The sequence below is a fragment of the Rhodococcus sp. MT28 genome (assembly GCF_058792695.1).
This window is the reverse complement of the sequence record NZ_JBXAFD010000001.1, coordinates 447,484-471,015: the sequence shown is the minus strand read 5'-3', so window position 1 is coordinate 471,015 and position 23,532 is coordinate 447,484. Positions and strand designations below refer to the sequence as shown.

At 62.4% G+C, this 23,532-nt stretch carries 22 protein-coding genes; 12 read left to right on the top strand and 10 right to left on the bottom strand.

Annotated elements, in window-relative coordinates; genetic code table 11:
• Positions 1-44 precede the first annotated feature (44 nt).
• Genes AC1Q6C_RS02215 through AC1Q6C_RS02200 form a run of 4 tightly spaced genes read right to left on the bottom strand, consistent with a single transcriptional unit; the run spans position 45 to position 3,860 of the window.
• Complete coding sequence (locus tag AC1Q6C_RS02215) at positions 45-911, bottom strand: acyl-CoA thioesterase (protein WP_054827295.1); 867 nt, start codon at positions 909-911, stop codon at positions 45-47.
• The gene (locus AC1Q6C_RS02210) at positions 908-1,732 is read right to left on the bottom strand and encodes a DUF1295 domain-containing protein (RefSeq protein ID WP_042451087.1); all 825 of its coding nucleotides are present in this window, start codon (positions 1,730-1,732) and stop codon (positions 908-910) included. Before AC1Q6C_RS02210 ends, AC1Q6C_RS02215 begins: the two co-directional genes overlap by 4 nt.
• On the bottom strand, positions 1,729-2,652 hold the full coding sequence (locus AC1Q6C_RS02205) for an SDR family NAD(P)-dependent oxidoreductase (RefSeq protein WP_073512707.1): 924 nt from the start codon (positions 2,650-2,652) through the stop codon (positions 1,729-1,731). The genes AC1Q6C_RS02210 and AC1Q6C_RS02205 overlap by 4 nt, the downstream gene beginning before the upstream one ends.
• The gene (locus tag AC1Q6C_RS02200) at positions 2,649-3,860 is read right to left on the bottom strand and encodes an acetyl-CoA C-acyltransferase (protein WP_054827293.1); all 1,212 of its coding nucleotides are present in this window, start codon (positions 3,858-3,860) and stop codon (positions 2,649-2,651) included. Before AC1Q6C_RS02200 ends, AC1Q6C_RS02205 begins: the two co-directional genes overlap by 4 nt.
• Before the next feature lie 123 nt (positions 3,861-3,983).
• Between AC1Q6C_RS02200 and AC1Q6C_RS02195 the strand changes: the two genes are divergently transcribed.
• From AC1Q6C_RS02195 to AC1Q6C_RS02185, 3 genes are read left to right on the top strand one after another with little or no spacing between them, the layout of a single operon-like run.
• The gene (locus AC1Q6C_RS02195) at positions 3,984-5,216 is read left to right on the top strand and encodes an acetyl-CoA acetyltransferase (RefSeq protein ID WP_030534916.1); all 1,233 of its coding nucleotides are present in this window, start codon (positions 3,984-3,986) and stop codon (positions 5,214-5,216) included.
• A gap of 43 nt (positions 5,217-5,259) precedes the next feature.
• Complete coding sequence (locus AC1Q6C_RS02190; protein WP_161120160.1) at positions 5,260-6,777, top strand: carotenoid oxygenase family protein; 1,518 nt, start codon at positions 5,260-5,262, stop codon at positions 6,775-6,777.
• A complete protein-coding gene (locus AC1Q6C_RS02185) occupies positions 6,774-7,505 on the top strand; it encodes a VOC family protein (RefSeq protein WP_064111720.1) in 732 nt (243 codons plus the stop codon). Before AC1Q6C_RS02190 ends, AC1Q6C_RS02185 begins: the two co-directional genes overlap by 4 nt.
• A 74-nt stretch (positions 7,506-7,579) precedes the next feature.
• Here AC1Q6C_RS02185 and AC1Q6C_RS02180 read toward each other — a convergent pair whose 3' ends face one another.
• From AC1Q6C_RS02180 to AC1Q6C_RS02165, 4 genes are read right to left on the bottom strand one after another with little or no spacing between them, the layout of a single operon-like run.
• Positions 7,580-9,238 carry a long-chain-fatty-acid--CoA ligase gene (locus tag AC1Q6C_RS02180; protein ID WP_116058012.1) on the bottom strand — a complete coding sequence of 553 codons (1,659 nt, stop codon included), beginning with the start codon at positions 9,236-9,238 and terminating at the stop codon, positions 7,580-7,582.
• Positions 9,235-10,290, bottom strand: a complete 1,056-nt coding sequence (locus AC1Q6C_RS02175) for an NAD(P)H-dependent amine dehydrogenase family protein (protein ID WP_492666354.1) — start codon at positions 10,288-10,290, stop codon at positions 9,235-9,237. Before AC1Q6C_RS02175 ends, AC1Q6C_RS02180 begins: the two co-directional genes overlap by 4 nt.
• A complete protein-coding gene (locus AC1Q6C_RS02170; protein WP_003940078.1) occupies positions 10,287-11,057 on the bottom strand; it encodes an SDR family oxidoreductase in 771 nt (256 codons plus the stop codon). The genes AC1Q6C_RS02175 and AC1Q6C_RS02170 overlap by 4 nt, the downstream gene beginning before the upstream one ends.
• Positions 11,054-11,641: a nuclear transport factor 2 family protein gene (locus AC1Q6C_RS02165; protein ID WP_064111724.1), complete on the bottom strand. Its 588-nt coding sequence runs from the start codon at positions 11,639-11,641 to the stop codon at positions 11,054-11,056. Before AC1Q6C_RS02165 ends, AC1Q6C_RS02170 begins: the two co-directional genes overlap by 4 nt.
• A 114-nt stretch (positions 11,642-11,755) precedes the next feature.
• On the opposite strand from AC1Q6C_RS02165, the gene AC1Q6C_RS02160 reads away from it, so the two are divergent.
• The 9 genes from AC1Q6C_RS02160 to AC1Q6C_RS02120 all read left to right on the top strand — a co-directional run bounded on the left by AC1Q6C_RS02160 (position 11,756) and on the right by AC1Q6C_RS02120 (position 20,595).
• The gene (locus AC1Q6C_RS02160; RefSeq protein WP_021345217.1) at positions 11,756-12,559 is read left to right on the top strand and encodes an ABC transporter ATP-binding protein; all 804 of its coding nucleotides are present in this window, start codon (positions 11,756-11,758) and stop codon (positions 12,557-12,559) included.
• On the top strand, positions 12,556-13,269 hold the full coding sequence (locus tag AC1Q6C_RS02155; protein WP_003939931.1) for an ABC transporter ATP-binding protein: 714 nt from the start codon (positions 12,556-12,558) through the stop codon (positions 13,267-13,269). Before AC1Q6C_RS02160 ends, AC1Q6C_RS02155 begins: the two co-directional genes overlap by 4 nt.
• A gap of 3 nt (positions 13,270-13,272) precedes the next feature.
• Positions 13,273-14,169, top strand: a complete 897-nt coding sequence (locus tag AC1Q6C_RS02150) for a branched-chain amino acid ABC transporter permease (protein WP_064111726.1) — start codon at positions 13,273-13,275, stop codon at positions 14,167-14,169.
• Complete coding sequence (locus AC1Q6C_RS02145; protein ID WP_492666353.1) at positions 14,166-15,254, top strand: branched-chain amino acid ABC transporter permease; 1,089 nt, start codon at positions 14,166-14,168, stop codon at positions 15,252-15,254. Before AC1Q6C_RS02150 ends, AC1Q6C_RS02145 begins: the two co-directional genes overlap by 4 nt.
• Before the next feature lie 58 nt (positions 15,255-15,312).
• The gene (locus AC1Q6C_RS02140; protein WP_003939841.1) at positions 15,313-16,596 is read left to right on the top strand and encodes an ABC transporter substrate-binding protein; all 1,284 of its coding nucleotides are present in this window, start codon (positions 15,313-15,315) and stop codon (positions 16,594-16,596) included.
• Positions 16,597-16,609: 13 nt separating this feature from the next.
• Entirely contained in the window at positions 16,610-18,331 is a 1,722-nt protein-coding gene (locus AC1Q6C_RS02135; RefSeq protein WP_042921362.1) for a class I adenylate-forming enzyme family protein, read from the top strand.
• A complete protein-coding gene (locus tag AC1Q6C_RS02130; RefSeq protein WP_021345212.1) occupies positions 18,328-18,729 on the top strand; it encodes a nuclear transport factor 2 family protein in 402 nt (133 codons plus the stop codon). The genes AC1Q6C_RS02135 and AC1Q6C_RS02130 overlap by 4 nt, the downstream gene beginning before the upstream one ends.
• Positions 18,710-19,729 carry an LLM class F420-dependent oxidoreductase gene (locus tag AC1Q6C_RS02125; protein ID WP_268868095.1) on the top strand — a complete coding sequence of 340 codons (1,020 nt, stop codon included), beginning with the start codon at positions 18,710-18,712 and terminating at the stop codon, positions 19,727-19,729. The genes AC1Q6C_RS02130 and AC1Q6C_RS02125 overlap by 20 nt, the downstream gene beginning before the upstream one ends.
• A gap of 65 nt (positions 19,730-19,794) precedes the next feature.
• A complete protein-coding gene (locus AC1Q6C_RS02120; protein ID WP_042921358.1) occupies positions 19,795-20,595 on the top strand; it encodes a crotonase/enoyl-CoA hydratase family protein in 801 nt (266 codons plus the stop codon).
• 46 nt (positions 20,596-20,641) lie between these two features.
• Here the strand turns inward: AC1Q6C_RS02120 and AC1Q6C_RS02115 are convergent, their stop codons facing one another.
• Together AC1Q6C_RS02115 and AC1Q6C_RS02110 are read right to left on the bottom strand one after the other, a co-directional pair.
• Complete coding sequence (locus tag AC1Q6C_RS02115; protein ID WP_064111730.1) at positions 20,642-21,943, bottom strand: MFS transporter; 1,302 nt, start codon at positions 21,941-21,943, stop codon at positions 20,642-20,644.
• A 267-nt stretch (positions 21,944-22,210) separates the two neighbouring features.
• A complete protein-coding gene (locus tag AC1Q6C_RS02110) occupies positions 22,211-23,398 on the bottom strand; it encodes an ROK family transcriptional regulator (protein ID WP_003946405.1) in 1,188 nt (395 codons plus the stop codon).
• Positions 23,399-23,532: the final 134 nt, after the last annotated feature.

Genomic DNA, 23,532 nt, shown 5'->3' with positions numbered 1-23,532 from the left:
GCACCGCGAGACCGTACCGAATGGTCTGCAGAAAGAGTCGGGAATCACTCGGTGCGGGCAATGAGTAACGCTTCCTGAGTGATCTGGCAGATCTGGAGTCCGGACTGATCGAAGACCGCGGCATTCACTACTGCTCTGCCGGTGTGAGCTGTGGGGGTCGAGTGCTCGAAGAGCAGCCACTCGTCCGCCCGCACAGGGCGTTGAAACCACATCGTGTGATCGAGGGACACACCAGTCCAGTCCGTGTCGAGCGAGTGCTCCTGCCCGATGTCGTAGCCGTGCGGAGTCAGCGCGGTTGCCATCAGCATCAGATCACTGGCATAGGCGAGAGCAGCCACGTGAATCAGCGGATCGTCGCTCAGCCGCTGAGCCGAACGCATCCAGATGTTGCGCGGAGGCGCCGCCGAATGCGTCGTGGGGGCCTGCGAATCGATGGGGGACACACGAATCTCGATGGCGGAGAACTCCTCCCACACCTCTCCCAGCCCGCCGTCTGCCTCGGCCAACTCCTGCAACGTCACGCACTCAGCGGGCGGGAGTGCGGTAGGTACTGCGCGACTGTGAGTGATGCCCTCGTCGATCGAGGAGGCAGAGACCGTCGAACGGCAGACGAGTCGTCCGTCCTGGTGGACGTCGACGCCTCTGGTGGACAGGCGTTTTCCGTCCCGAAGGCGATCTACCGAGAACTCGGTCGCGCGATTCGTCGACCCCGGGCGAAGGAAGTGGGTGTGGACGGAACTGATCGCTTTGCCGTCGGTAACCGTGTGCCCGGCTGCGAGAATCGACTGGGCTACCAGTTGGCCGCCGAACAGCTGAGGCAGCCGAACACCGTCGTTCGACCCTTGCCACCGGTCCGGGCCGGTCGATTCCAGATCGAAGACGTCGGCGAGACCACTCGTGGGGGCGCTCACGACGCGTGGTTTCGTGCCGGACGGGGTGGACGAGGTAAGAATCCGCTGGTCCGGGCGACGTAGTCGTCGTAGGCCTGCCCCTTGCTCTTGCGCATGCCGCGTTCGAGAAGGGCCTTACCGCTGTAGCTCACCAGCAGTTTGATCATGACGATCGGAGAGACGATCGTGATCAGCGCCAATGGATCACCAAGCGCGAGGATGAACAGTCCGACCCAGACGCATGCATCACCGAAGTAGTTGGGATGGCGGGTCCAGGCCCAGAGCCCACGGTCCATCACCTTCCCGGCATTGGCCGGATCAGCTTTGAAGCGGGAAAGTTGGTAGTCTCCAACCGATTCGAAGACGAAGCCGACGGTCCAGACCGCGATGCCGATCGCGCCGAGGACTCCGAGGGCGCGAAACTCGTACATCGCGAACTGGACGGGCAGCGACACCACGAGAATGAGAACGCCCTGGAGGCCGTAGATTTTGCGAATCAGGAACGGAACCAGCGGTCCCTGTTGATGTTTGAGCAGGGCAGTGTAGCGCTTGTCCTGCCCGTGCCCACGGTTTCGGAAGCCGATGTAGAGGCCGAGTCGCATTCCCCACACCACGGTCAGAGCCAGCACGACGAGGCGACGCAGATCGTTGCCGTCCGACCCGATGGACGTCAGGTACGAGACGACGGCGACGACGGCGAAGCCAGGCCCCCAGCAGATGTCGATGATCGAGTGATTGTTCATCCGGATGGCGACGGCCATCACGACTGCGATGAAGACGAGGACGGCGAGTGCGCTCACACCGAAGTTCAGTGCAAGATCGCCCAGTGGGATGTCGGTCATGCGCGCGCTTTCCGATTGTGGTGGTCGAGCAGTTCGGAAGCGAAGTCCGCGAAGGCTTCCTGTGCGCTCGGATAGGTGTGAGGAGCGCCGAGTCGGCTGGTCACGAGTAGCGCGTCGAGCGCTTTGGCATCGAGTTCTGTGGTGGTGGGCAAGAATTCGGTCGAGCCCTCGACGGCGTCTGCCGAACGCACCCCGTTGCCTGCCGTGACGATCACCTGCCCGTTGGTCGTGGACTCGGGATCGACGAGGGCGGTGACCACCGGGGCTACCAGGTCGGCACCCATGATGTCGATGAATCGTGGATCCATTCCGGATTCGGTCATCTGCGTAGTGGCATAGGGCAGTACGACATTGGTGAACACATTGCGACTCGCTCCTTCGCCGGCTGCGGTGCGTCCCAATGCGATGACGGCACCCTTGCTGGCGGCGTAGGCGGACACGGTGGGTTCTCCGTGCAGTCCTGCGGTCGAGGCAATCATCACGATGCGCCCGAATCCGGCTTCGCGCATCACTCGGGAGGCTTCGGCGGCGACCAGTGCGGTTCCGACGACGTTTGTCGTGATGACGGTGCTGAGGTTCTCGGCGGTGGTGCGATGAAGCATCTGTGGACCGCTGACCGCGGCGCTGGTGATGCAGAAGTCGAGTCGTCCGAACCGAGTGAGAGCGTCGTCCACCAACTTTCGGCCGACCTCGGGGTCGGTGACGTCGTCGTGGTTGGCGACGGCCTGTCCACCGGCTTCGAGGATTTCGTCGACAACCTGATCTGCAGGGCCTCGGCCGCTCGAATCGAGTGTGCGATTTCGATTGTTGACGATCACCGTGACCCCTCGGCTCGCGAGATGCAGTGCGACGGCACGGCCGAGGCCCTTACCCCCTCCCGTGACGACGGCAACGCGGCCAGAGAGTGAACTGACGGTCATGAGGCGATCCGTTCGACGAGCACCGCGACTCCGACACCGGCGGCGCCGCTGACCGCGGCCACACCGTAGCGTCCGTCGCTCCGTACCAGTTCGTCGACACATGCGCCGACGAGAATTGCTCCGGTGGCGCCGAATGCATGGCCCATCGCCATCGTGCCTCCGTTGGGGTTCATGCGGTCCGGCCCGGCGTCAAGATCGCGGCGGAACCGTAGGCAGAGTGCGGAGAACGCCTCTGCGAACTCGAACACGTCGATGTCCTGTGGACGAAGCCCGGCTCGCGCGATGACTGCCTCCACGGCGCTCTGGCCCGCAGTGAGCATGAGGACCGGATTCACCGAAGTCGAGGCGGATCCGATGATCCGTGCGCGAGGGGTCAAGCCGGCTCTCGCCGCGGCTTTCTCGGATCCGAGGAGTAGGAGCGCTGCGCCGTCGGCCATGGCGGGAGAGGATCCGACGGTGTGCAGGTGTTCGATCTTGCCGACCTCAGGGTAGGCGGCGAGCGCGAGTGCATCCTGACCGGCGGCGCCGAGCCCTTCGAAGGCGGCAGGCAGCGCTGCGAGTCCCTCTGCCGTCGTCTCTGCCCTGACCAGTTCGTCGTGGGCTGTTCCCGCTTCTCCGTTTCTGCCGGGGACAGGCACAACGGACCGCTCGAATGCGCCGTTGCGCCAGGCCTCGGCAGCCTTGTGTTGGGTTTCGACGCCGTACGCATCCAACTCGTCGCGGGAGTACCCCTCGATCGTGGCATTCAAGTCGGCGGCAATACCCATATGGATGGAACCGATCTGCGCGATAGTTGCCGGGTCGGTCCACAGCGGTCCTCGATCACTGAACATCGGAGTCCGGGAGACACTTTCGACGCCACCGGCCACGACGAGGGACACGTCGTCGCCGCGAATGCGGGCCGCGCTCTGGCCGACTGCGTCGACGCCGGATGCGCAGAAACGATTGAGGGTCGCGCCGGGAACGGAATCGCCCCAACCGGCAAGGAGTGCGGCAGTTCTCGCGATGTTCGCGCCCTGCTCGTCCACCTGCGATGCGCAACCGAGAACGACGTCGTCGATCTGTTCTGCGGCGAGGTTCGTTCGACCCTGCAAAGCCTTGGCCAGGTGGACGACAAGATCGACTGGGCTGTGTTCGTGGAGGGCGCCTCGCGCCGATGCTCGACCGCGCGGCGTTCGCACGTAGTCGAGGACAAAAGCATCAGTCATTTTCAACCCTTCAATTAGTAGAGTTACTCTGCTAGTTGTAGTACGGTTGCGGTGAAATTACAACCGCCGTTGCGCGGGTATCTCGGTGACGTCACCGAGGCCGGATCGGCAAGGGGAGAGGTCATGACTGTTTCGAACATTTGGATTCTCGGCGGGTACCAATCCGACTTCGCACGGAACTTCACCCGTGAGGAACTCGATTTCGCGAACCTTGCCGAAGAGGTGGTGAACCACACCCTGGACGCGGCGAAGGTTCCTGCCACCGACATAGAGGTGATCCACGTCGGTAATGCCTTCGGGCAATTGTTTGCCGGCCAAGGTCAGCTGGGCGCGATGCCCGCCACCGTGCATCCAGACCTGTGGGGTGTGCCCTCGTCTCGGCACGAGGCGGCGTGCGCATCGGGCAGTATCGCTGTACTTGCAGCGATGGCAGACCTGCGCGCCGGCAATTACGACGTGGCTCTGGTGATGGGTATCGAACTGGAGAAGACGGTTCCGGGTGATGACGCGGCTGGCCATCTGGGCGCTGCAGCCTGGGTCGGACACGAAGGTCAGGAAGCAAAATTCATGTGGCCGTACATGTTCGACCGTGTGTCGAAGGAGTACGGGCGGCGTTACGGGATCGACGAATCTCACCTTCGCGCGATCTCGCAGATCAACTTCGCAAACGCGAAGAACAACCCCAACGCGCAGACACGCGGTTGGGCGGTGCCCGATCTACTCGGAAATGCGGGTGGTGACGACACCACCAATCCCGTTGTGGAAGGTGGTGTTCGACGATTCGATTGCAGTCAGGTGACCGACGGTGGCGCAGGGGTTGTGCTGGTGACGGACAAATACCTCCGAGAGCATCCTGATGCCGCGGCGACTCCGCTGGCCCAGATCGCGGGCTGGGGTCACCGGACAGTTGGTTTAGGTCTCGAGCAGAAGCTGGCCCGCGATGCCGATAATCCCTACGTGATGCCACACGTTCGGGATGCGGTGATGGGTGCCTTCTCCCGGGCCGGAGTCGACCTGGCCGGGATAGACGGGATCGAAACACATGATTGTTTCACGGCGAGTGAGTATCTCGCGATCGACCACATCGGTCTGACCGCGCCCGGCGAGTCGTGGAAAGCCATCGAGAGTGGTGACATCGCCATGGGCGGCAAGCTACCGATCAACCCCAGCGGCGGTCTGATCGGCGGTGGTCATCCGGTGGGTGCCAGTGGTGTTCGAATGCTTCTCGACGCGGCCCATCAGGTGACGGGAACGGCCGGCGGTTTCCAAGTCGAGGGTGCGAGCCGCTTTGCGACGCTCAACTTCGGTGGAAGTACGGCCACCACCGTCAGTTTTGTCGTCGACGCAGTTTCCTGAAAGTGCAGCCCAGCCTTTCCCCATCAGTCGAAAAGAGAATTCCATGGACGTCGAAATCGTAGGCAAGTTGTTGTCCACCCTTCCCGCCGATGACGATCACCCGTATCGCACCGGCCCGTGGCAACCCCAGACCACCGAGTTCAAAGCGGACAACCTCGAAGTCGTATTCGGTGAGGTTCCGAAAGACCTCGACGGTGTCTACCTGCGTAACACCGAGAATCCGCTCCATCCCTCGATGAAGGCGTATCACCCCTTCGACGGTGACGGCATGATTCACATCGTGGGCTTTCGCGACGGAGAGTCGTTCTACCGCAACCGATTCGTACGTACCGACGGCTTGGCGGCCGAGCAGGATGCCGGCGCTGCGTTGTGGGCCGGGCTTGCCGAGTCTCCCAAACTCAGTCGCCCCGAGGGCGGCAAGGGTGCGCGCACCCGGATGAAGGACGCGTCCAGCACCGACGTCGTCGTTCACCGGGGGACTGCTCTCACCAGCTTCTACCAGTGCGGAGATCTGTATCGTCTCGATCCGATGTCGGCGGAGACACTCGGAAAGGAAAGCTGGAACGGCAAGTTCCCCTTCGAATGGGGTGTGTCCGCGCATCCGAAGGTGGACGACAAGACCGGAGAAATGCTGTTCTTCAACTACAGCAAGGAAGCGCCGTACATGCATTACGGCGTCGTGGACTCGGCCAACGAGTTGGTCCACTACGTCGACGTCCCGCTTCCAGGTCCACGCTTGCCGCACGACATGGCCTTCACGGAGAACTACGCGATCCTCAACGACTGCCCCTTGTTCTGGGATCCGGTTCTGCTGGAGAAGGGCGCGCACGTCGCGAATTTCCATCCCGATATCCCGCTCCGTCTCGGAGTCATCCCACGCCGCGGAAATACCTCTGACATCAAGTGGTTCGAAGCCGATCCGACCTATGTCCTGCACTTCGTGAACGCCTACGAAGAGGGCGACGAGATTGTTCTGGACGGTTTCTACCAGGGCGATCCGGAACCGTCGGACAACGGTATGGGCAATCAGTGGGAGCGCGCCTTCCGTTTCCTCGCTCTCGATCGCATGCAGACCCGGCTTCACCGCTGGCGTTTGAACCTGGTCACCGGAGCCACGCGTGAAGAGCAACTCAGTGACTCGATCACCGAATTCGGCATGATGAACAGCAATTTCGCGGGTGAGAAGTACCGATACGCCTATGCGGCTTCTGGTAAGCCGTCGTGGTTCCTGTTCGACGGCTTGGTCAAACACGACCTGCTGACGGGGAACGAGGAACGATTTTCCTTCGGTGACGGCGTGTATGGAAGCGAGACCTCGATGGCGCCGCGCGTGGGTGGTACCGCTGAAGACGACGGCTATCTCATCACGTTGACCACCGACATGAACGAGGACGCGTCCTTCTGCCTGATCTTCGACGCTGCCCGCGTCGGAGACGGACCATTGTGCAAACTTCGCCTTCCCGAACGGATTTCGAGTGGCACCCACTCGACGTGGGCGCCGGGTGCCGAACTCCGACGCTGGCAGAGTGCCGACACCGCAGCCGAAGCGGTCGGACTGTGACGGGCACGCACGACGGGGGCACGTGGGAGATCCTGCGGCAGGTGGTGATCGGTGCACGAGACCTGGACAAGACCGGTCAACAATTACGTGAAGCGTTGAATCTGGCGCCAGGATTCGCGGATCCACTGCTCGAAGACATCGGTTTGGCCGACGAGACCTTGGCCGTCGGGCCGCAGGCATTTCTCGAGATCGTCGCACCGCTCGACGAGACGGTCTCGCTGGCGAGATGGATCCGCAAGGGCGGAGGGGAGGGCGGCTATGCACTCTCGATCCAGGTTTCGAACATCGAGCCCTATCTGGAACGTGCAGCTGCGGCCGATGTTCGGACGGTGGCAGATCTCGAGGCCTACGGTCACCGGATCGTCCAACTTCATCCCGGTGATCTCGGACTGCTCGTAGAACTCGACGAGATTCCCGACGCCGACGAGTGGTTCTGGGATGAGACGGAGAAGGAGGTTTCCCTCGATCCCTGGGTCGACGACATCCTCGGCGTCGACGTGTCCTCGCCCGATCCGGCCAGGACGGCGACGCTGTGGGCCGAAGTGTTCGGAAAGAAACCGGTCTCGGCGCAACCACTCTCGATCAGGCTGGGATCACGCGTCGTGTCGTTCGTTCCGGGGGAGCGGTCGATGCTCACTGCAATCGATCTGGCGGCGTCGAGCGGCGCGTCTGCCGTCGAGCCCGGGCTGAGTGTCGGCGGCGTGGAATTCCGGATTCACCCACGCTGAGCGTGCTTCACATCGAATGACAGAAATCGGGGCCGATCGCTCGAAGCGACCGGCCCCGAATTCGTGTCATGGACTCAAGCGAAGTCCTGTCGCAAACGAGTCTTGAGCAGCTTCCCGCTAGCGTTGCGTGGCAGCTCCTCGATGAACCGAACCGCACTGGGGCACTTGAAGTGAGCCAGTCGTTCGCGTGACCACTCGATGATCTCCGCTTCGGTTGCATCCGAATCAGCAGCTCGAACGACCACGGCAAGGGGAGTCTCACCCCACCGATCGGAGTGAACGCCGACTACCGCGACCTCGCGGATGCCGGGGTGCCCGGAGAGAACACTCTCCACCTCGGCCGGATAGACGTTCTCACCGCCGGAGACGATCATGTCCTTGAGGCGGTCGTGGAGGTAGAGATAGCCGTCCTCGTCGAACGATCCGCCGTCTCCGGTGCGAAGCCAGTCGCCGTCCAACATGGTGGCCGCAGTGGCTGCTTCGTTACGCCAGTAACGCTTCATGACGTGAGCGCCGCCGATGACGACCTCTCCGCGGGTACCGACCGGGACGTCTTCGAGCGTCACGGGATCGACTATGCGGATGGGCACTCCGAACATCGGCTGCCCGACGGACTTCAACCGATGCGCGGTCGACTCGTCGGTCGCCCGATGATCTTCCGGGGTCAGCATGGTGACGCCGCCGGTCGACTCGGTGAGACCGTATGCCTGCAGGAAACTACACCCGAAGACCTCGGTCGCGTCTTGCAACAGGGGCAGTGGCATCGGCGCGGCTCCGTAGACCAGGAACTGCAGGGCACTCCAATCTGCCTCGCGCACAGCCGGAAGGGAGGTCAGGACGCTGATCACCGCGGGAACGGCGACCGCATGCGTGACTTTGTACTCCTGCATCAGCGCGACGAGTTCGAGAGGTCCGGCGATGGTCTCGAGCAGTAGAGCGCCACCGCCGAGCGTCGTGACCAGGGCGAGACCCAGTCCGGCCACATGGAAGAACGGAACCGGGCACATAGCCACGGAGTCGGTGTCGAGATCGAGCAGGTGATACATGGTGGCGAGGGCACGGCCGAGGTTGGCGCCGGTGAGTTCGATTCCCTTCGGGTGACCGGTGGTTCCCGACGAGTAGAAGATCAGCGCTGTGTCGTCGGGGCGGCGCGACGACCCCGGATCGTCGTCGCCGACACCGGAAAGCCAGTCGTTCCACGAGATCGAGTTTCCGGAACCGTCCACCGTGACGACGGTCCGGACGCTACCGACCGCCGCGGCGACGTCGGAGAGGCCCTCATCGCCTGCTCCGAGTACGACGACGGTCGGCTCGCTGTTGCTCAGGATGTAGTCGACCTCGCCCGGTGCCAGCCGATTGTTGACGGCCGTCAGGATCGAGCCCATCTTCGAAGATCCGTACAGGACGGAGAGGAAAGACGGTGCATTGGCCCCGATGTACGCCACCCGGTCGCCGGGTCGAACACCATCGCGCAGAAGTGCATTCGCGACACGATTTGTTTCGATGTCGAGTTCGCGGAAACTGGTACGCCCGTCATCGGAGATGACGGCGGTGCTCTTCGGACTGGCAATCGCCCGGCTGCGTAGCAAGTCTTCCAGATTCTGCACGGGGCGACCGTCGGGCAGGAGCGCGTTCACGGAAGGTTCACGGACGGCAGGTTCACGGACGGCAGGTTCACGGGTGGCAGGTTCACGGGTGGCAGTCGAACCTACGGCCGTCGGCTGAGTTGTCATGCTGAATGCTCCAATCTGAAGGGGGCAAAGACAGGGGGTTCGAAAATGCCGGCGGGAGCAGCGAGTACATGCTCGACGGCGCGTAGTGCCGGGCCTGCAGTGATGAACTGACCGGCTGTCGTGCGACTGTTCGGATCTTGTGGTTCGACCAGGTTGACGGTCATCACGATCTCGGGTTTGCCGAAGAGGTGGACTTCCCATTGGTCCCGTCCCGCGTATTCGTCGCGATCAGGTTCCATGGTCCAGATGATGGCGAGGGTGAGGAACTGCTTTCCGTCGACCATTGCGTGCCAGCGCCATTCGGTGGTTCCGACGGTTCCCGCGGCGATGCGTCCGGCGGCGACGTCGAGATCCGTACGTGCCGGAACGACCCTGTGATCGGACACGACCTCGTCGTAGGTGACGCCCAGGCGCTCGCACATGAACGCGATGGTCTCGAGGTACAGCGACGCGTACAGCGAGGGCAACGGCCCGGATCCGTCCAGTTCCTCCGGGGGCGAACCCATTCCCATGACGGTGAACGCGAAGTCGGGGTCAGGCATGCCGCGAGCGTCGAGCACCTCGTCGATCGTAATTCGGTCGAGTTCGATCGATGTTCCCGTCAGCGCCAACGCCAATCGCTCGCCGATGACACCTGGGCTCATGCCGACCCCGAAGAGCGTCGAATCGCCTTCCTTGCATGCTTGGGCGAACATGTGCTCGCGTTCGGTGCCGTGTGCGCGGGGGAAGTGCTGCCCGGCCGTCGTGATCACGTTGATCCCGGCGCGAAGCAGACGGCACAGATCGTCGTCGTGGCGTTCGTACGGAATCTGCAACCGCGGACTGTGGATGAGAACCTGTGGGCGCGAGCGGATGATCTCGTCCACGTCGCGTGTAGCGATCACCCCCGTCGGTGCTCGTCTGGCGATGTCACCGGCGTCTCGACCCGCCTTGGCGTCGCTGTACACGTAGAGGCCGACCAACTCGAGGTCGGGACGATCGATGATTCCGCGTAGCGCCGTCTTGCCGATGGCGCCGGTCGCCCACTGGGCAACACGAATCGGATCGCTCATGATCGGGTGGTCAGTTCGCCGGCGAAGAGGAGCTTGCCCAGTCCGCGTTCGTACCGAATCGGATCGCGGGCCAGGCGCGCACGCGCGTCGATTGCCATGAAATCGGTGTCGCACGTCCACTCGCCGCGTTGCATGGCGGCGAGTCCGGTTGCCGCGATGTCGAGAGGGTTTTCCTTGTGGCCCTGCACATGTGACGCCATGCGGGTGTCGACGCTGCCGACGATCAACGACGTGACGGTGATGCCGTGCGGTTCGAGTTCGGCGCGAGCGATGCCGCCGAGCGACAGAGCAGCCGCCTTGGCCGGTGAATAGCCACCCATGAAGGCGGTCGGAGCGATTGCGGCCACCGACAGGACGTTGACTATCGATCCTCCGCCGCGGGCGGCGAGTACCGGCGCGAAGGCGCGGATCATCGTCAGAGGCCCGAAGTAGTTGACCTCCATCTCGGCTCGCGCAGCCGCTTGGTCGTCGGCCTCGATCAACCGATTCCCGGTGAACAGTCCGGCATTGTTGACGACCACTGTGGTGTCACCGCACGCCCGGGCCGCTGCATCGACGAGTCCTGGATCGGTCACGTCGAGTTCGACGATGTGTGCTCCGGTGGATCGCAGCTCGGCGGGCGCCTCGTCGGGATTTCTCACCCCTGCATAAATTTTGGCGGCACCCATCGACTTCGCCTGTTGGACGAAGGCCAAGCCGAGCCCTCGATTGGCGCCGGTGACGAGGACAGTCGCGCCCTCTATCGGCGTTCCGCGAAACCTTGTCATGAGTGCTCCTGTGTCTGCCGTGTGTAGATGAGGTCGTCGGGAAATTTCTTGCTCTTCTTCAAAGACGTTTCAGGCGCGAGCATCCCGAAGATCCAGCCTTCGGCTGTGGCCATGTCGTGGTTCCAGTCCCACCGCAGTGCGCGGTGGCGGATTCCCCACCTGCCGTCCTCGTAGCCGAAGCGGTCGATCAGGCGCGCCGAGGTGAGTGTGTCGGCTATGCCGTCCGAGTGCTTGATTCGCGCGAAGGCAAGCACGTAGGACTCGACGTGTGCTGTGTCCCCGTCGAGTTCGACCAAGACGTTGGTCATTGCGTGGGTGGTCAGTGACCGTGGGTGGGTGATGGCCCCGGCGATGTGGTCGATGTAGTCGTCGGCGGTGCCGGTGAAGACACCCCCGTGGTCTTCGGTTGCGCCGGGTAGATAACACCGCCTGGCGTCCTCGACGTCGCCGCGATCGGCGGCTCGGAGGAAACGAGCCAGAACCTCGTAGATTTCCTGCTTGGCGACGAGAGCGTCGACCCGGCTGTAGTCCCTGACGTCTGGGCCCCCGCCGCTGTCGACTGCGTGAATGTTGTTGGACCTCACGATGATGTCCCTTCTCGGCTCCGGGTCGGGGGCCGCACGTTGACGGAGTGCCTCTGTTTACTGTAGTAATCTCTATCACACTGTTAATTGAAGTGTCACGAGGAGGTGAAACCAATGCTTGGAAACACACCACCCGCACAACCCGCGAATGACCCGGTCGTACTCACGCTCTCCGATGTATCGATCGAATTCGGCGGAGTCACGGCTCTCGACGACGTCGGCTTCGACGTCCACGCCGGCCAGATCTGCGGACTCATCGGGCCGAACGGCGCTGGTAAGACCACGCTGTTCAACTGCATCACAAGGATTTACGAACCGAGTCGCGGTGTCATCACCTGGCAAGGAACCGACCTCTTGGGATTGCGGCCCTATGCATTGGCATCTGCAGGGATCGCTCGGACCTTCCAGAATCTCGCACTGTTCAGCGGCATGAGCGTCTTCGACAACACCATGGTCGGCGGATCGTCTCGGGGCCGCTTCGGACTGGCGAGCGGGGTTCTCGGCTGGCCTCCAGCGCGCGCCCGAGTCCGAGAACTGCGAGAGAAGGCCTGGTACCTGCTCGAACGCCTCGAACTCGTCGACGTCGCGAACGCGCCGGCAGCAGGCCTTCCGTTCGGAACACTCAAGCGCGTCGAACTGGCACGAGCATTGATGTCCGAGCCTTCGCTGCTTCTGCTCGACGAGCCCGCCGGCGGGCTCACACACAGCGAAGTCAAGGAGCTGGGAGAACTGATCGTCTCGCTCCGCGACGACTTCGGCTTCGGAGCGCTTCTGGTCGAACACCACATGGGATTGGTGCTGGGTATCTCCGATCACGTTGTCGCACTGAACTTCGGCCACAAGATCGCTGAAGGTACTCCGGCGGAGATCCAGCAGAACGACGCCGTGATCAATGCTTATCTGGGGCGAGCGGCATGAGCCTGCTGAGCGTCGATGATCTGCATGCCGGTTACGGGCGAGGCAATGTACTGCACGGGGTTTCGCTCGACGTGGAACCCGGCGGGGTCGCTGTCGTTCTCGGCGCGAACGGTGCCGGCAAGACCACCATGATGCGTGCGCTTGCCGGATTGATTCCGCACCAGGGAACGATCACCTTCAACGGTTCGCCGCTCGGATCCAAACCTGAACGCGCCGTGGCCGCCGGCGTCAGCCTTGTCCCACAGGGCCGTGGAACTCTCGGTCAACTGTCGGTACGTGACAACCTGCTCGTCGGCGCTGCGCTTCGCAACGACAAGGCGGAGATCGAGGCCGACATCGAGCGGTGGTGTGAGACATTTCCGGTGCTCGCGAGGAGGTCCACACAGTTGGCAGGTTCGCTGTCAGGCGGTGAACAGCAGATGCTCGCGGTCGCGCGGGCATTGATGAGCCGTCCCACCCTGCTTTTGTGCGACGAACCGAGCCTGGGTCTGGCGCCCATCGTCATCGCCGAATTGTTCGACACGCTCGGTGCGATCAACCGGAGCGACGGAACTGCACTGCTGATCGTGGAACAGAATGCCGATCTCGCGATGAAACTCGCGTCGAAGGTCTTCCTGCTCGACGTAGGCACCATCGTCGCTGCCGGCACGCCCGAGGAATTTCGTTCGGACGACGTCGTGCGCAGCGCCTATCTCGGGTACCAGGAGTAAACGGTGACACTCTTTCTCGAACGACTCATCTCCGGATTGACCAACGGCTCGATCTACGCAATTCTCGCGCTGGCACTCGTGGTGGTGTTCCGTGCCACCGGCACGATCAACTTCGCTCAGGGCGAGTTGGCCCTGTTCACAACCTTCGTGGCGTGGTGGCTCACAACGATGTCCTGGCCGATCTGGGCCGCGATCGGATCGGCTCTCGCTCTCGGCTTCCTGCTCGGGGCGTTGATGGAGCGTCTGCTCATCCGGCCGGTTCAACGTAGAAGTGACATGGCAGTGCTGATAGTGGCACTGGGATTGTTCACCGGGCTCAACTCGTTGGCCGGAATGCTGTGGGGGAGCGAAACGAAGATCATGCCGAGCCCGTTTCCCAACGGTCCCACCGACTACATCTCAGTGGGCGGCGCGCGCGTGTACGGCGACGCACTGGGCGTACTGGTTGCGCTCGTTGTCCTACTTGTGTTGATGTCCTTGCTCTTTCGCAAGACGAGAGTCGGTCTGCACATGCGTGCCGTCGCGGACAATGCCGAATCTGCCACTCTCGCCGGAGTTCCGACCAGCCGGATACTCGCAATCGGCTGGGGTGTTGCGGCAGCGATCGGCGCACTGGCCGGTGTCCTGGTCACTCCGCTCTCGCCGCAACAACTCGGCCTCACGACCATGTTCCCGATCTTCATCGCAGCATCTGCGGCAGCGCTGTTCGGCGGTCTGGACAGTCTTGTCGGCGCAGTTGTGGGTGGGTTGACGATCGGTGTTCTGGAATCGATGCTCAGCGGCTACATTTCGGTCATCGGCGGTTCGCTGCAGCAGACATCCGCGCTACTGATCATCGTGGTGATCCTCTTCGTCAGACCCAATGGACTGTTCGGTACCAAGAAACTGGAGCGGGTATGACGACGCTTGCCGAGAGAAATGAACCCGCGGTCGCCGAAAAGGCAGTCAGGCAGCCGCGCGTGGTGGTTGCCGGATCGACGTCGTACCGGATACTCCAACTGGTTCTGCTGGTGGCTGCCGTCTGTGCCCTGCTCCTCGTGTCGCAGAGCGCGCCGTTTCGCGTAGGGCAGTTCACGAGTGTCTTCATCATCGCGATTGCCATCGCCGGACTGAATATCGTCAGCGGGTACACCGGACTTCTGTCGATCGGCCATTCTGCCTTCTTCGGCCTCGGCGCGTACACGACCGGCGTTCTGATCGTCGATCGCGGATACTCGCCGTTGACCACAATCCCGATGGCAGTCGTATTGTGTTTCGTACTAGGACTTCTCGTCGGGCTTCCCTCCTTGCGGATCAAAGGGCTGTATCTGGCCCTCGTTACCCTCGCCGTCGCTGTGGCGTTTCCCGAAGTGATCCGCAAGACCGGGGATCTCACCGGTGGCGCGGCCGGCATGGTCGTTCGTGCGAATCTTCTGGTCCCGCCGAAATGGACGGGTTTGACCCGCGCGGACACCTATCTCTGGATCTTCTGGGTTTCGTTAGTGACGCTGGCAGTGGTCATGCTCCTGATCCGCAATCTCGTCAAGAGTCGATTCGGTCTGGCAATGGTTGCGGTGCGCGACAACGAGATTGCGGCGAGTGCAAACGGCATCAACGTCGCGCGGGTCAAGATTCTCGCTTTCGGACTTTCCGGCACGATCACCGGTCTGGCAGGTTCGCTGTTCACGATGTACATCGGCGCGCTCTCACCCGAGTCCTTTTCGTTGATGAAGTCGATCGAGTTCATCACCGGACTGGTGTTGGGCGGAATCGCAACGCAATTCGGCCCGATCGTCGGGGCTACGGCAGTGGTGTTCCTGCCGTACTACACCGGAAGCGTCACCGACGGCCCCGTGTCGGGAGTGGTGTTCGGCGCGGTGCTGATCGCGATCGTGTTCTTGATGCCGGACGGAATCGTCGGCCGGATCAACAGCGTTCTCCGACGGTTTGTCCTGGTGGTTCCCGCAGATCATCCCAAGTATCGCGAAGGTGAACCCCGCACCTGAGCGCCGTCTCCCTCGCCCACTCTCGTTTCTCTCAACTCACAGCAAGGAACTGGACGATATGAAAAGGCAGACCACGATTCCCGCAGTCATCGCCGCTGCGGCACTACTCCTTTCGGCCTGCGGAGGTAACTCCGACGCAGAGAGCAACACGTCGACCTCGGCCGGAGCAGTATCGGTCGACGACTGCAGCGATCCCAGTGGTGCCGCGGCGCCGATCACCGACAAACTCACGGTGGGGTGGAGTGGGCCGACGTCCGGCCCGCTCGCCGACGCGGTCGGCAACGTGATCGAAGGAATGCGAGCACGGTTCGAGGTCGAGAACGCGGCCGGCGGCGTCGGCGGCGTCAAGCTCGACGTCGTGGTCAAGGACGATGCCTTCTCCCCGGAGCGCGCCAAAGCCAATGTCGGAGAGTTCATTCAGAAGGACAAGGTCGACGTTCTGGGCACGTTCGGAGCAGGCCAGTTGAACGCCATCGCGGACGACCAGACCACTGCCTGTGTTCCACTGCTCTTCGCGCAGGCAGGCATGCCCGAGTTCCGGGTGATCGAAGACTTTCCGTGGACCACGGAGTATCTACCGGATCCGGGCGTCGAGATGGAGGTAGTGGTCGAAAGCCTGAAGAAGAAGTATCCGAGCGGCGCCAAGGTTGCCTTGGCCACGAACCAGACCGAGTCCGGACAAGGGATCGCCAACGGCTTCAAGTCCGCGATCGAAGGAACGAACTTCGAGATCGCAGCCGAAGAGGCGCTGACCGACCCCAAGACGGCGGCATCGACCCTCAAAGCCAGTGGCGCCGAGGTATTGGTGGTGGCCGGTGTCACCACCGATTGCCTCGCGATCACCCAGGCGATCGGACGTGTCGGATGGAAGCCCGACACCGTGATTCAACCGTCGAACTGCGTCGACGGTGCGACGCTGTATGCGCCCGCCGGTGATGCTGCCGACGGGCAGCAGGTGATGGTGTGGCTCAAGGATCCCAACAACGCCCTCTACAAGGACGACGCGGCGGTACGTGACTACCTGGCCGGTGCGGCTGCTCACGGTGCCGATTCCCCGACCAACAGCTACACCGTGAATGGCTGGGCCATCGGTGACCTGTTGGTGGACAACTTCACTCGGGCCTCTGAGTCATCCGACGGACTCTCACGCGCCAGCATCATGAGTGCCGCACGAACGCAGGACTACCACCCGCCGATGTTCATCGACGGAATCAAATTCACGATGACCGCGGACCATGCATTGGGAATCCTGGCATTCCAGCCGTTCGAGTGGAACGCCGCTACCCAGGCGTTCGAGAAGCAAGGCGACGTGATCGACATTTCCGGCCGTTACGAGAACTGAAACGAGTACGCGAATGAACAAGGCACACAGGGGATTGCATCCTCGCGTCAAGGTGGACGAATACACCTCGAAAGGGTGGTGGTCCGACGAGACGATCGATCAGGTGTTCCGGGCGCAGGTGCGGGTACGCGGTGACGAACTTGCCGTGGTTGATCCGGCGAACCGGAGCGAGTTGTCCGGCGGAGATCCGCGACGCCTCAGTTGGAACCAACTGGAGAGCGAAGTCATCGCGCTCGCTGCCGGCTTCTCCGAGGTGGGTTTGGGCCGGGGAGATGTTCTGGGCGTGCAGATGCCCAATACCGTCGAATTGGTCGAGGTCTACCTTGCAGCGTGGTCTCTGGGGATCGTGGTCTCGCCGTTGCCCATGCAGTACCGCGAACGTGAAGTGGAAGGAATGGCAAACCAGGCGGCGTTTGCAGCATTTGTCACCGTACCCAGTTTTGGTGACAGACTCCCTGCTACGGAGATCGCTGCAATCAGATCCCGGATTCCTTCTCTGAGATCGGTGTTCGCCTACGCTCCCGAATCAGAGCTTCCGGCTGAGCTTCCTACCGGCGTCGTGGGGCTGAGTCCTCGGGCGGCCACCGAAACACAGCGCAGTGAATTGGATGTACGAATCACCGAAGATCCCAACGACCCCAACGATGCGATGACGATCTGTTGGACCTCCGGGACCGAAAGCGAACCGAAGGGGGTCCCACGTTCGCACTACGAGTGGCTGGCCATCTGCTGGGCCACGATCGACGCTCCCGACATCGTCGTCGGCGACGTCTTGTTGAACCCGTTCCCGATGGTCAACATGGCCGGAATCAACGGAATGTTCCTGCCGTGGATCCGCACGGGATGTGTACTGGTACAGCACCACCCGTTCGATCTTCGAGTATTCCTCGGGCAGATCGAGGCCGAGCGCGTGACGTACACGGTAGCGCCGCCTGCGCTGTTGTGGATGCTGCTCGCCGACGAGTCGATGCTCGCGGCGGTCGACCTGTCGAGCTTGACTCGGATCGGTTCGGGTTCGGTGCCACTGCAACCTCCGATGGTCCGGGGATGGCAGGAGCGATACGGAATCGGAGTCATCAACTTCTTCGGATCCAACGAAGGCATCAGTCTGCTCTCCTCGCCTGCGGACATGCCGGATCCGGACGACCGCGCACGGTACTTCCCCCGCTTCGGTGTCGAGAACTTTCGCTGGAGCACCAGAATCTCCGACTGGATGGACGTGCGCTTGGTCGACGTGGTCACCGGCGAGGACATCACCGAAGTCGGGCACCCGGGTGAGTTGCGAATCAGCGGACCGACGGTCTTTGCCGGCTATCTCGGCGATCGGCCGTCTCCGTTCGACGAGCGCGGATTCCTCTGCACCGGAGACATCTTCGAGATTGCCGGTGATCACGGACAATTCCTACGCTACCTGGATCGAGGCAAGGACCTGGTGATCCGCGGTGGAATGAACATCGCCCCAGCCGAACTGGAGGGATTGATCGCCGAGCATCCGGCCGTTGCGGATGTGGCCGTCATCGGCGACCCCGACGAAGTACTCGGTGAGCGCGTCGCAGCAGTGGTGACACTTCGACCCGAGACGGAACTCGAACTCGATGCTCTGGTTGCGTTCCTGAAGGACAAGCGCATCGCGTCGTACAAACTTCCCGAGCGGCTGGAGATTCGGAAAGAACTGCCGCGCAATTCGACCGGAAAGATCCTCAAGCGTGAGCTTCGACAGAAGAGTGTGGCATGAGTGTGATGAACGACAGTGACAAGCTTGCGTTGGCGCGTGAGATGTTCCAGGCGTGGGACGTCATGGACTGGACACGCGTCGTCGACTTGTTCGCCGAGGACGGTGTGCTCCACAGCGTCATGCAGGAACCTCTTGTCGGCAAGGAGGCCGTTGCGGGCCGAATTGCGTTACTGGCAAGCAAGTGTGAACGGATCACACTGAAGATCGAGTCTCTCGGCGTGATCGACGGAAGGGTATTTGTGCAGCGAGTGGACGACTTCCACTTCGACGGTACCCATGGCGTCGTTCCTGTTGTCGGAATCCTCAGCATGGCAGACGGACGGATCACCGAGTGGCTCGAGTACTACGACCGTCCGACACTGTTGGAGGGAATGGGTCTTGTCTCCGATTTCGAATAGCGGGATTTCGAATAGCCGACTGCCGACCATCGACATCTCCCTGGGGTTGTGGCAGGACCGTCCGCCGCAGGAGGTGACCGCTACTGCACGCCTCGCCGACAGACTCGGGTTCGGCCGAGTGTGGGTGGGGGAGATGGCGACGTACGACGCCTTTGCTCTGGCGACGTCAGTCGGCACCGGATTCGAGCACTCCGAACTAGTGGTCGGCCCGCTCGCGGTGACGGTTCGTGATCCGGCGATGATCGCGATCGGGGCGGCGTCGGTATCCGACCTGACCGGGCGTGACGTATCGATCGCGTTGGGTACTTCCAGCACTGTCGTGGTCGAGAAATGGCATGGGCGAAGCAGATCCGGGGCGGCACGTGCACTTGCGGAGTCCTCCCGCGGTGTGCGAGCGCTGATGAACGGTGAGCGGGGCGAAGTCGCCGGAACGGTGATGCGGACCAGCGGATATCGGCTGCGACTTCAGCCGCCAGGTGGGCGGCTGATCGTTGCGGCATTCGGAGACAAGGCTCTTCGGGCCGCCGTGGAGTTGGGTGACGAACTGGTGCTCAATCTGGTGAGTGCGGAGCAGGCCGGTCGTCTGATCACACGGTGCAAGGAGATCGCGGCTGAGACGGAAACGGTGATGCCCCAGGTGTCGGTGTGGGCGCCGGCGGCCGTGGCAACCGAAGGCCCAACTGAGATGTCGATCGATCAACTCAGACGTGGACTCGTGCCGTATCTCGCTGCCCCCGGATACTCGGACATGTTCGTCCGCGCAGGCTTCGCGGACGTGATCGAGGCAGCCAGGGCCGGGGCCGCGCCGCGCGAGCTCTTGAGCCAGGTCTCGGACGCGATGGTGGCAACGGTGGGAATCGTCGGGACTCCGGCCGATGCTCGCGCGCAACTCGAGGCGTACCGAGCGGCGGGTGTGGACACCGTCGTGGCCGTACCGTCATCCACTGATTCGGACCCGGCCGGGCAAGAGACCATGGAACTTCTTGCCGAGATGGCATGACGAATCCCCGGGGAACTTACTCTCAGGTAAGTTCGTCGGGGGTATGTCGAATCGGAGGAGTTGCCGTGAGTGATCGCGTTCGTGTCGAGGTAGTGCAGTCGGTGGCGTACGTGACGCTGAACCGACCGGAGAAACTCAACGGTCTCGATCTGGACATGCTCGACGCGCTGGTGAATGCCGCTCGAACGATCGAAACCGATCGTTCGATTCGGGGCGTGGTTCTGCAAGGCGCGGGTGACGCATTCTCTGCCGGGTTGGACTTCGCTTCTGCGGGCAAGCAGCCGAGGCGGATGGCAAAGGCCTTCGCGAAGTTTCCCGGTCAGAAGACCAACCTCTTCCAACGCGCGTGCTGGGTGTGGCGCGAATTGCCCGTGCCGGTCATCGCGGTCGTTCACGGGCACTGCTTCGGTGGGGGACTGCAATTGGCGCTCGCCGCAGACTTTCGATTCACCACCCCCGATTGCACGTTCTCGGTGATGGAGGCGAAGTGGGGATTGATCCCCGACATGACCGGAACGGTCACGATGCGCGAACTCGCGGCAATGGACGTCGTGAAACGCCTCGCCATGACTGCTGAACTGTTCGACGGAAATCAGGCTCTCGAGTGGGGGTTCGTGAGCGGAGTCAGCGACAATCCGATCAAGCCGGCACAGGAACTGCTGTCGCAGATCGCGGTTCGCTCGCCGGACGCCGTCGCAGCGACGAAGACGTTGCTGCACAAGACCTGGAACCGCTCGCCTCGCGGCGCGTTCTGGATCGAATCGCGGATCCAACTGGCGCTGATGCGAGGCAAGAACCACAAGATCGTACGCACCGCCAATGCCGCGAAGAAGTTGCCGGAGTTCGCCATTCGAAAGTTCGGCTGACAAACTCCGGCATCGCGACGCCGTTGGGCGTCCACATTCAGGTCGATCACACCATCAGGTCTCGTCCTGATCGATCCTTGATGAGCATCGTGGCGACGAACGAGACCGCGGCCAGCAGGGCGAGGTAGATCGAGATGGCAAGGGTGCCACCGGTCTTGCCGAGGAGCCACTGTGCGACGGTGGGAGCAAAGGCGCCGCCGAAGATGGTGCCTACCGCGTAGGAGATCGACGCACCGCTGTAACGGATCGAAGCCGGGAACAGTTCGGCGAACAACGCGGGTTGAGGTCCGTACGACAGCCCGAGTCCGACCGAGAACAGGATCATCGCCACGTAGATCCAGCCGAGATCCCCGGTGTCGATGAGGAGGAAGAACGGCACCGCGAAGAGGACCATTGCGAGGTTGCCCACGTTCATCACCGTGGTGCGGCCGCGTCGATCCGACCAGTAGGCGCCGATCATGGTGAAAACGCCCCACGTGACGGCACTTGCGAGCGTGGCAATCAGTAGTTCGGTCTTACCCAGGCCATAGGTCTTGGTTGCGTACGCGACGATGAATCCGCCGATCACCATGTAGCCGTTGCCGTTTGTGCCGATGAAGGACAGCGCCGCGAGTACGACCTGCTTCGGGTGTTTCTTGAACAGAGTTCGGATAGGCGTGTTGCTCTCGGTGCGGCGTTCCTTGAGTTCGGCGAATACGGGTGACTCGCTGACCTTGCTTCGAATGTAGAAGCCGACGCCGATCAACACGACGCTGAGCAGGAACGGCACTCGCCATCCCCAGGTGGTGAACTGTTCGTCCGTGAGGGTGAATGTGCACAGTGCCAAAACGCCGGTGGCGAGCAACATTCCGAGCGGTACTCCCATCTGTACGAACGCTCCGAAGAACCCTCGACGCTTGGTGGGTGCGTGTTCGACGGCAAGAAGAGCGGCCCCGCCCCATTCGCCGCCCGTCGAGAATCCTTGGACGACGCGAAGCAGGATCAACAGGATCGGTGCCCAGATTCCGATCGAGGCATACGTCGGCAGCACGCCGATGAGAACCGTCGCGGCACCCATCATCGCCAACGTCGCGACCAGGACACGTTTGCGGCCGAGCCTGTCGCCGAGATAGCCGGCCACGATGGCACCGAGAGGACGGAAGACAAAGCTGATGCCGACCGTGACGTAGGAGACGATCTGGCCGGCCGAGCCCATCGGCTTGAAGAACAGGTCGGCAAAGATCAGGGCTGCGGCTTGGGCGTAGATGAAGAAGTCGTACCACTCGACGGTGGTGCCGACCATCGACGCCATCGCGGCGCGGTCGTATTCCTTCGCGGCGGGCTTGGTGCCAGTTCTGGTTGTGGTCATCGAGCTACTTTCTGCCAGTCACGTGGTTCACCGACACGGTGAAACTGCGAAGTCGGAACAGGGGAGAAACGCTGTTCGATCTGCGACGTTGCCGGTGTGCTCGGTGCATGCTTTTGGCTGACTCGGAGCGTTCCTGCGCGATCTCATCGTCGATATCGGCAACCGAATGATCGGTAGGTAATGAATTATGCAGAAGTGTGAGCGTCAACACAAGCGATGCCGGAAAAGTCTGATTGTTTGATGCGGAGCGTGCGAGAAGTCAGCGACTCACGTGTGGAGTGACGCCGCGATCCGCAGATCGATTTCCCTGGCGCTGAGCAGATGGTCGAGGACGAGAACCGCACAACCGAGGATGCCGGATTGGGCGCCGTGGCTGACCGAAGCGATCTGAAGCTTTCGGGTGGCAAGCGCCGTTGCGTTGCCGTAGACGGACTCCCGAAGCCCGGCGAGGAAGAGTTCGTCCGCCTCGGCCATGTCGCCGCCGATGATCAGGACCTCGGGATTGAGGAGATTGACCGCGCCGGAAATGACGTCGCCGATCAGTCGGCCGCTGCTTCTGATGAGCCGGCGGGCTTCGCTGTCGCCGTCCAGGGCGAGGCGGACGACATCACGCACGTGACCGACGCTTCGGCCCTGATCTCGGAGGGCGTGCACGAGAGCCCAACCGCTGGCGACAGTTTCGACGCAGCCGACGTCGCCGCAGCGACACTTCATGCCCCGCGCTGCAGCGGTTTTGGTATGCCCGATCTCGCCGGACGCTCCGAGTGAACCGCGTTGGAGGACTCCGCCCATGACGATTCCTGCGCCGAGGCCGGTTGACGCCTTGATCATCAGGAGGTTGGGCGCACTCTCGCGTCGCTCGCTCAATTCGGCCAGAGCCATCACGTTGGCATCGTTGTCCGCGAACAGCGGAGCCGTGGTCACCGATGCCAGATAGGGGGCAAGCGCGACTCCGTCCCACCCCGCCATCATCGGAGAGTCGAGGCTTGCTCCCGCGGCGACGTCGACCGTTCCGGGAATGCTCAGTCCGATTCCGATGACCTCGGTAGACGCGCGGTGGACCTGGGCCAGTAGTGACGAAAGATGCTCGGCAATTTCGGGCATCAGTTCGTCGGGGCCGACCCCGACCGACTTGTCGATGTCTTCTGCCGCGAGGATCGTGCCCGCCAGGTCGGTGACGGCAAGTTGTGCCCGCGATCGACCGATTGCCACGACGAGAACCACGCCGGACGAGTTCGCGAAGGTGAGAGTGGACGGCGGCCGGCCGCCCGTCGACGGGCCCTCGTCGTCATCGGCGATCAAACCAAGCGATTGAAGTGCTGCAACCCTGGCCGATACCGCCGTCCTGGACAGGCCGGTGAGCTTCCCGATCTCGCTGCGCGTGGTCGCGGAACCGCTGCGTATCAGCGTGAATACCTCTCCCGCGGTAGCCGGAGTCGTGGACGGTCGGGTCATTGTCCTATTCAAGCATTCCTCGTCGGTAACTTCAGCGTGCGAAAGTTCGCATACTTTGTCCACAAAAAGACGTAAGTAGGTCTTGTGAAAAAGCAGAAGTAGGCATAGTCTGTGTCTTGACTCACTGCCACGGG

What these genes read in the sequence shown, in the direction of transcription:
- AC1Q6C_RS02210 (WP_042451087.1), bottom strand. Translation starts at nt 1,732, where the DNA reads ATGACCGACATCCCACTGGGCGATCTTGCACTGAACTTCGGTGTGAGC.
- AC1Q6C_RS02205 (WP_073512707.1), bottom strand. Translation starts at nt 2,652, where the DNA reads ATGACCGTCAGTTCACTCTCTGGCCGCGTTGCCGTCGTCACGGGAGGG.
- AC1Q6C_RS02200 (WP_054827293.1), bottom strand. Translation starts at nt 3,860, where the DNA reads ATGACTGATGCTTTTGTCCTCGACTACGTGCGAACGCCGCGCGGTCGA.
- AC1Q6C_RS02195 (WP_030534916.1), top strand. Translation starts at nt 3,984, where the DNA reads ATGACTGTTTCGAACATTTGGATTCTCGGCGGGTACCAATCCGACTTC.
- AC1Q6C_RS02190 (WP_161120160.1), top strand. Translation starts at nt 5,260, where the DNA reads ATGGACGTCGAAATCGTAGGCAAGTTGTTGTCCACCCTTCCCGCCGAT.
- AC1Q6C_RS02180 (WP_116058012.1), bottom strand. Translation starts at nt 9,238, where the DNA reads ATGACAACTCAGCCGACGGCCGTAGGTTCGACTGCCACCCGTGAACCT.
- AC1Q6C_RS02175 (WP_492666354.1), bottom strand. Translation starts at nt 10,290, where the DNA reads ATGAGCGATCCGATTCGTGTTGCCCAGTGGGCGACCGGCGCCATCGGC.
- AC1Q6C_RS02170 (WP_003940078.1), bottom strand. Translation starts at nt 11,057, where the DNA reads ATGACAAGGTTTCGCGGAACGCCGATAGAGGGCGCGACTGTCCTCGTC.
- AC1Q6C_RS02160 (WP_021345217.1), top strand. Translation starts at nt 11,756, where the DNA reads ATGCTTGGAAACACACCACCCGCACAACCCGCGAATGACCCGGTCGTA.
- AC1Q6C_RS02155 (WP_003939931.1), top strand. Translation starts at nt 12,556, where the DNA reads ATGAGCCTGCTGAGCGTCGATGATCTGCATGCCGGTTACGGGCGAGGC.
- AC1Q6C_RS02145 (WP_492666353.1), top strand. Translation starts at nt 14,166, where the DNA reads ATGACGACGCTTGCCGAGAGAAATGAACCCGCGGTCGCCGAAAAGGCA.
- AC1Q6C_RS02140 (WP_003939841.1), top strand. Translation starts at nt 15,313, where the DNA reads ATGAAAAGGCAGACCACGATTCCCGCAGTCATCGCCGCTGCGGCACTA.
- AC1Q6C_RS02135 (WP_042921362.1), top strand. Translation starts at nt 16,610, where the DNA reads ATGAACAAGGCACACAGGGGATTGCATCCTCGCGTCAAGGTGGACGAA.
- AC1Q6C_RS02130 (WP_021345212.1), top strand. Translation starts at nt 18,328, where the DNA reads ATGAGTGTGATGAACGACAGTGACAAGCTTGCGTTGGCGCGTGAGATG.
- AC1Q6C_RS02115 (WP_064111730.1), bottom strand. Translation starts at nt 21,943, where the DNA reads ATGACCACAACCAGAACTGGCACCAAGCCCGCCGCGAAGGAATACGAC.
- AC1Q6C_RS02110 (WP_003946405.1), bottom strand. Translation starts at nt 23,398, where the DNA reads ATGACCCGACCGTCCACGACTCCGGCTACCGCGGGAGAGGTATTCACG.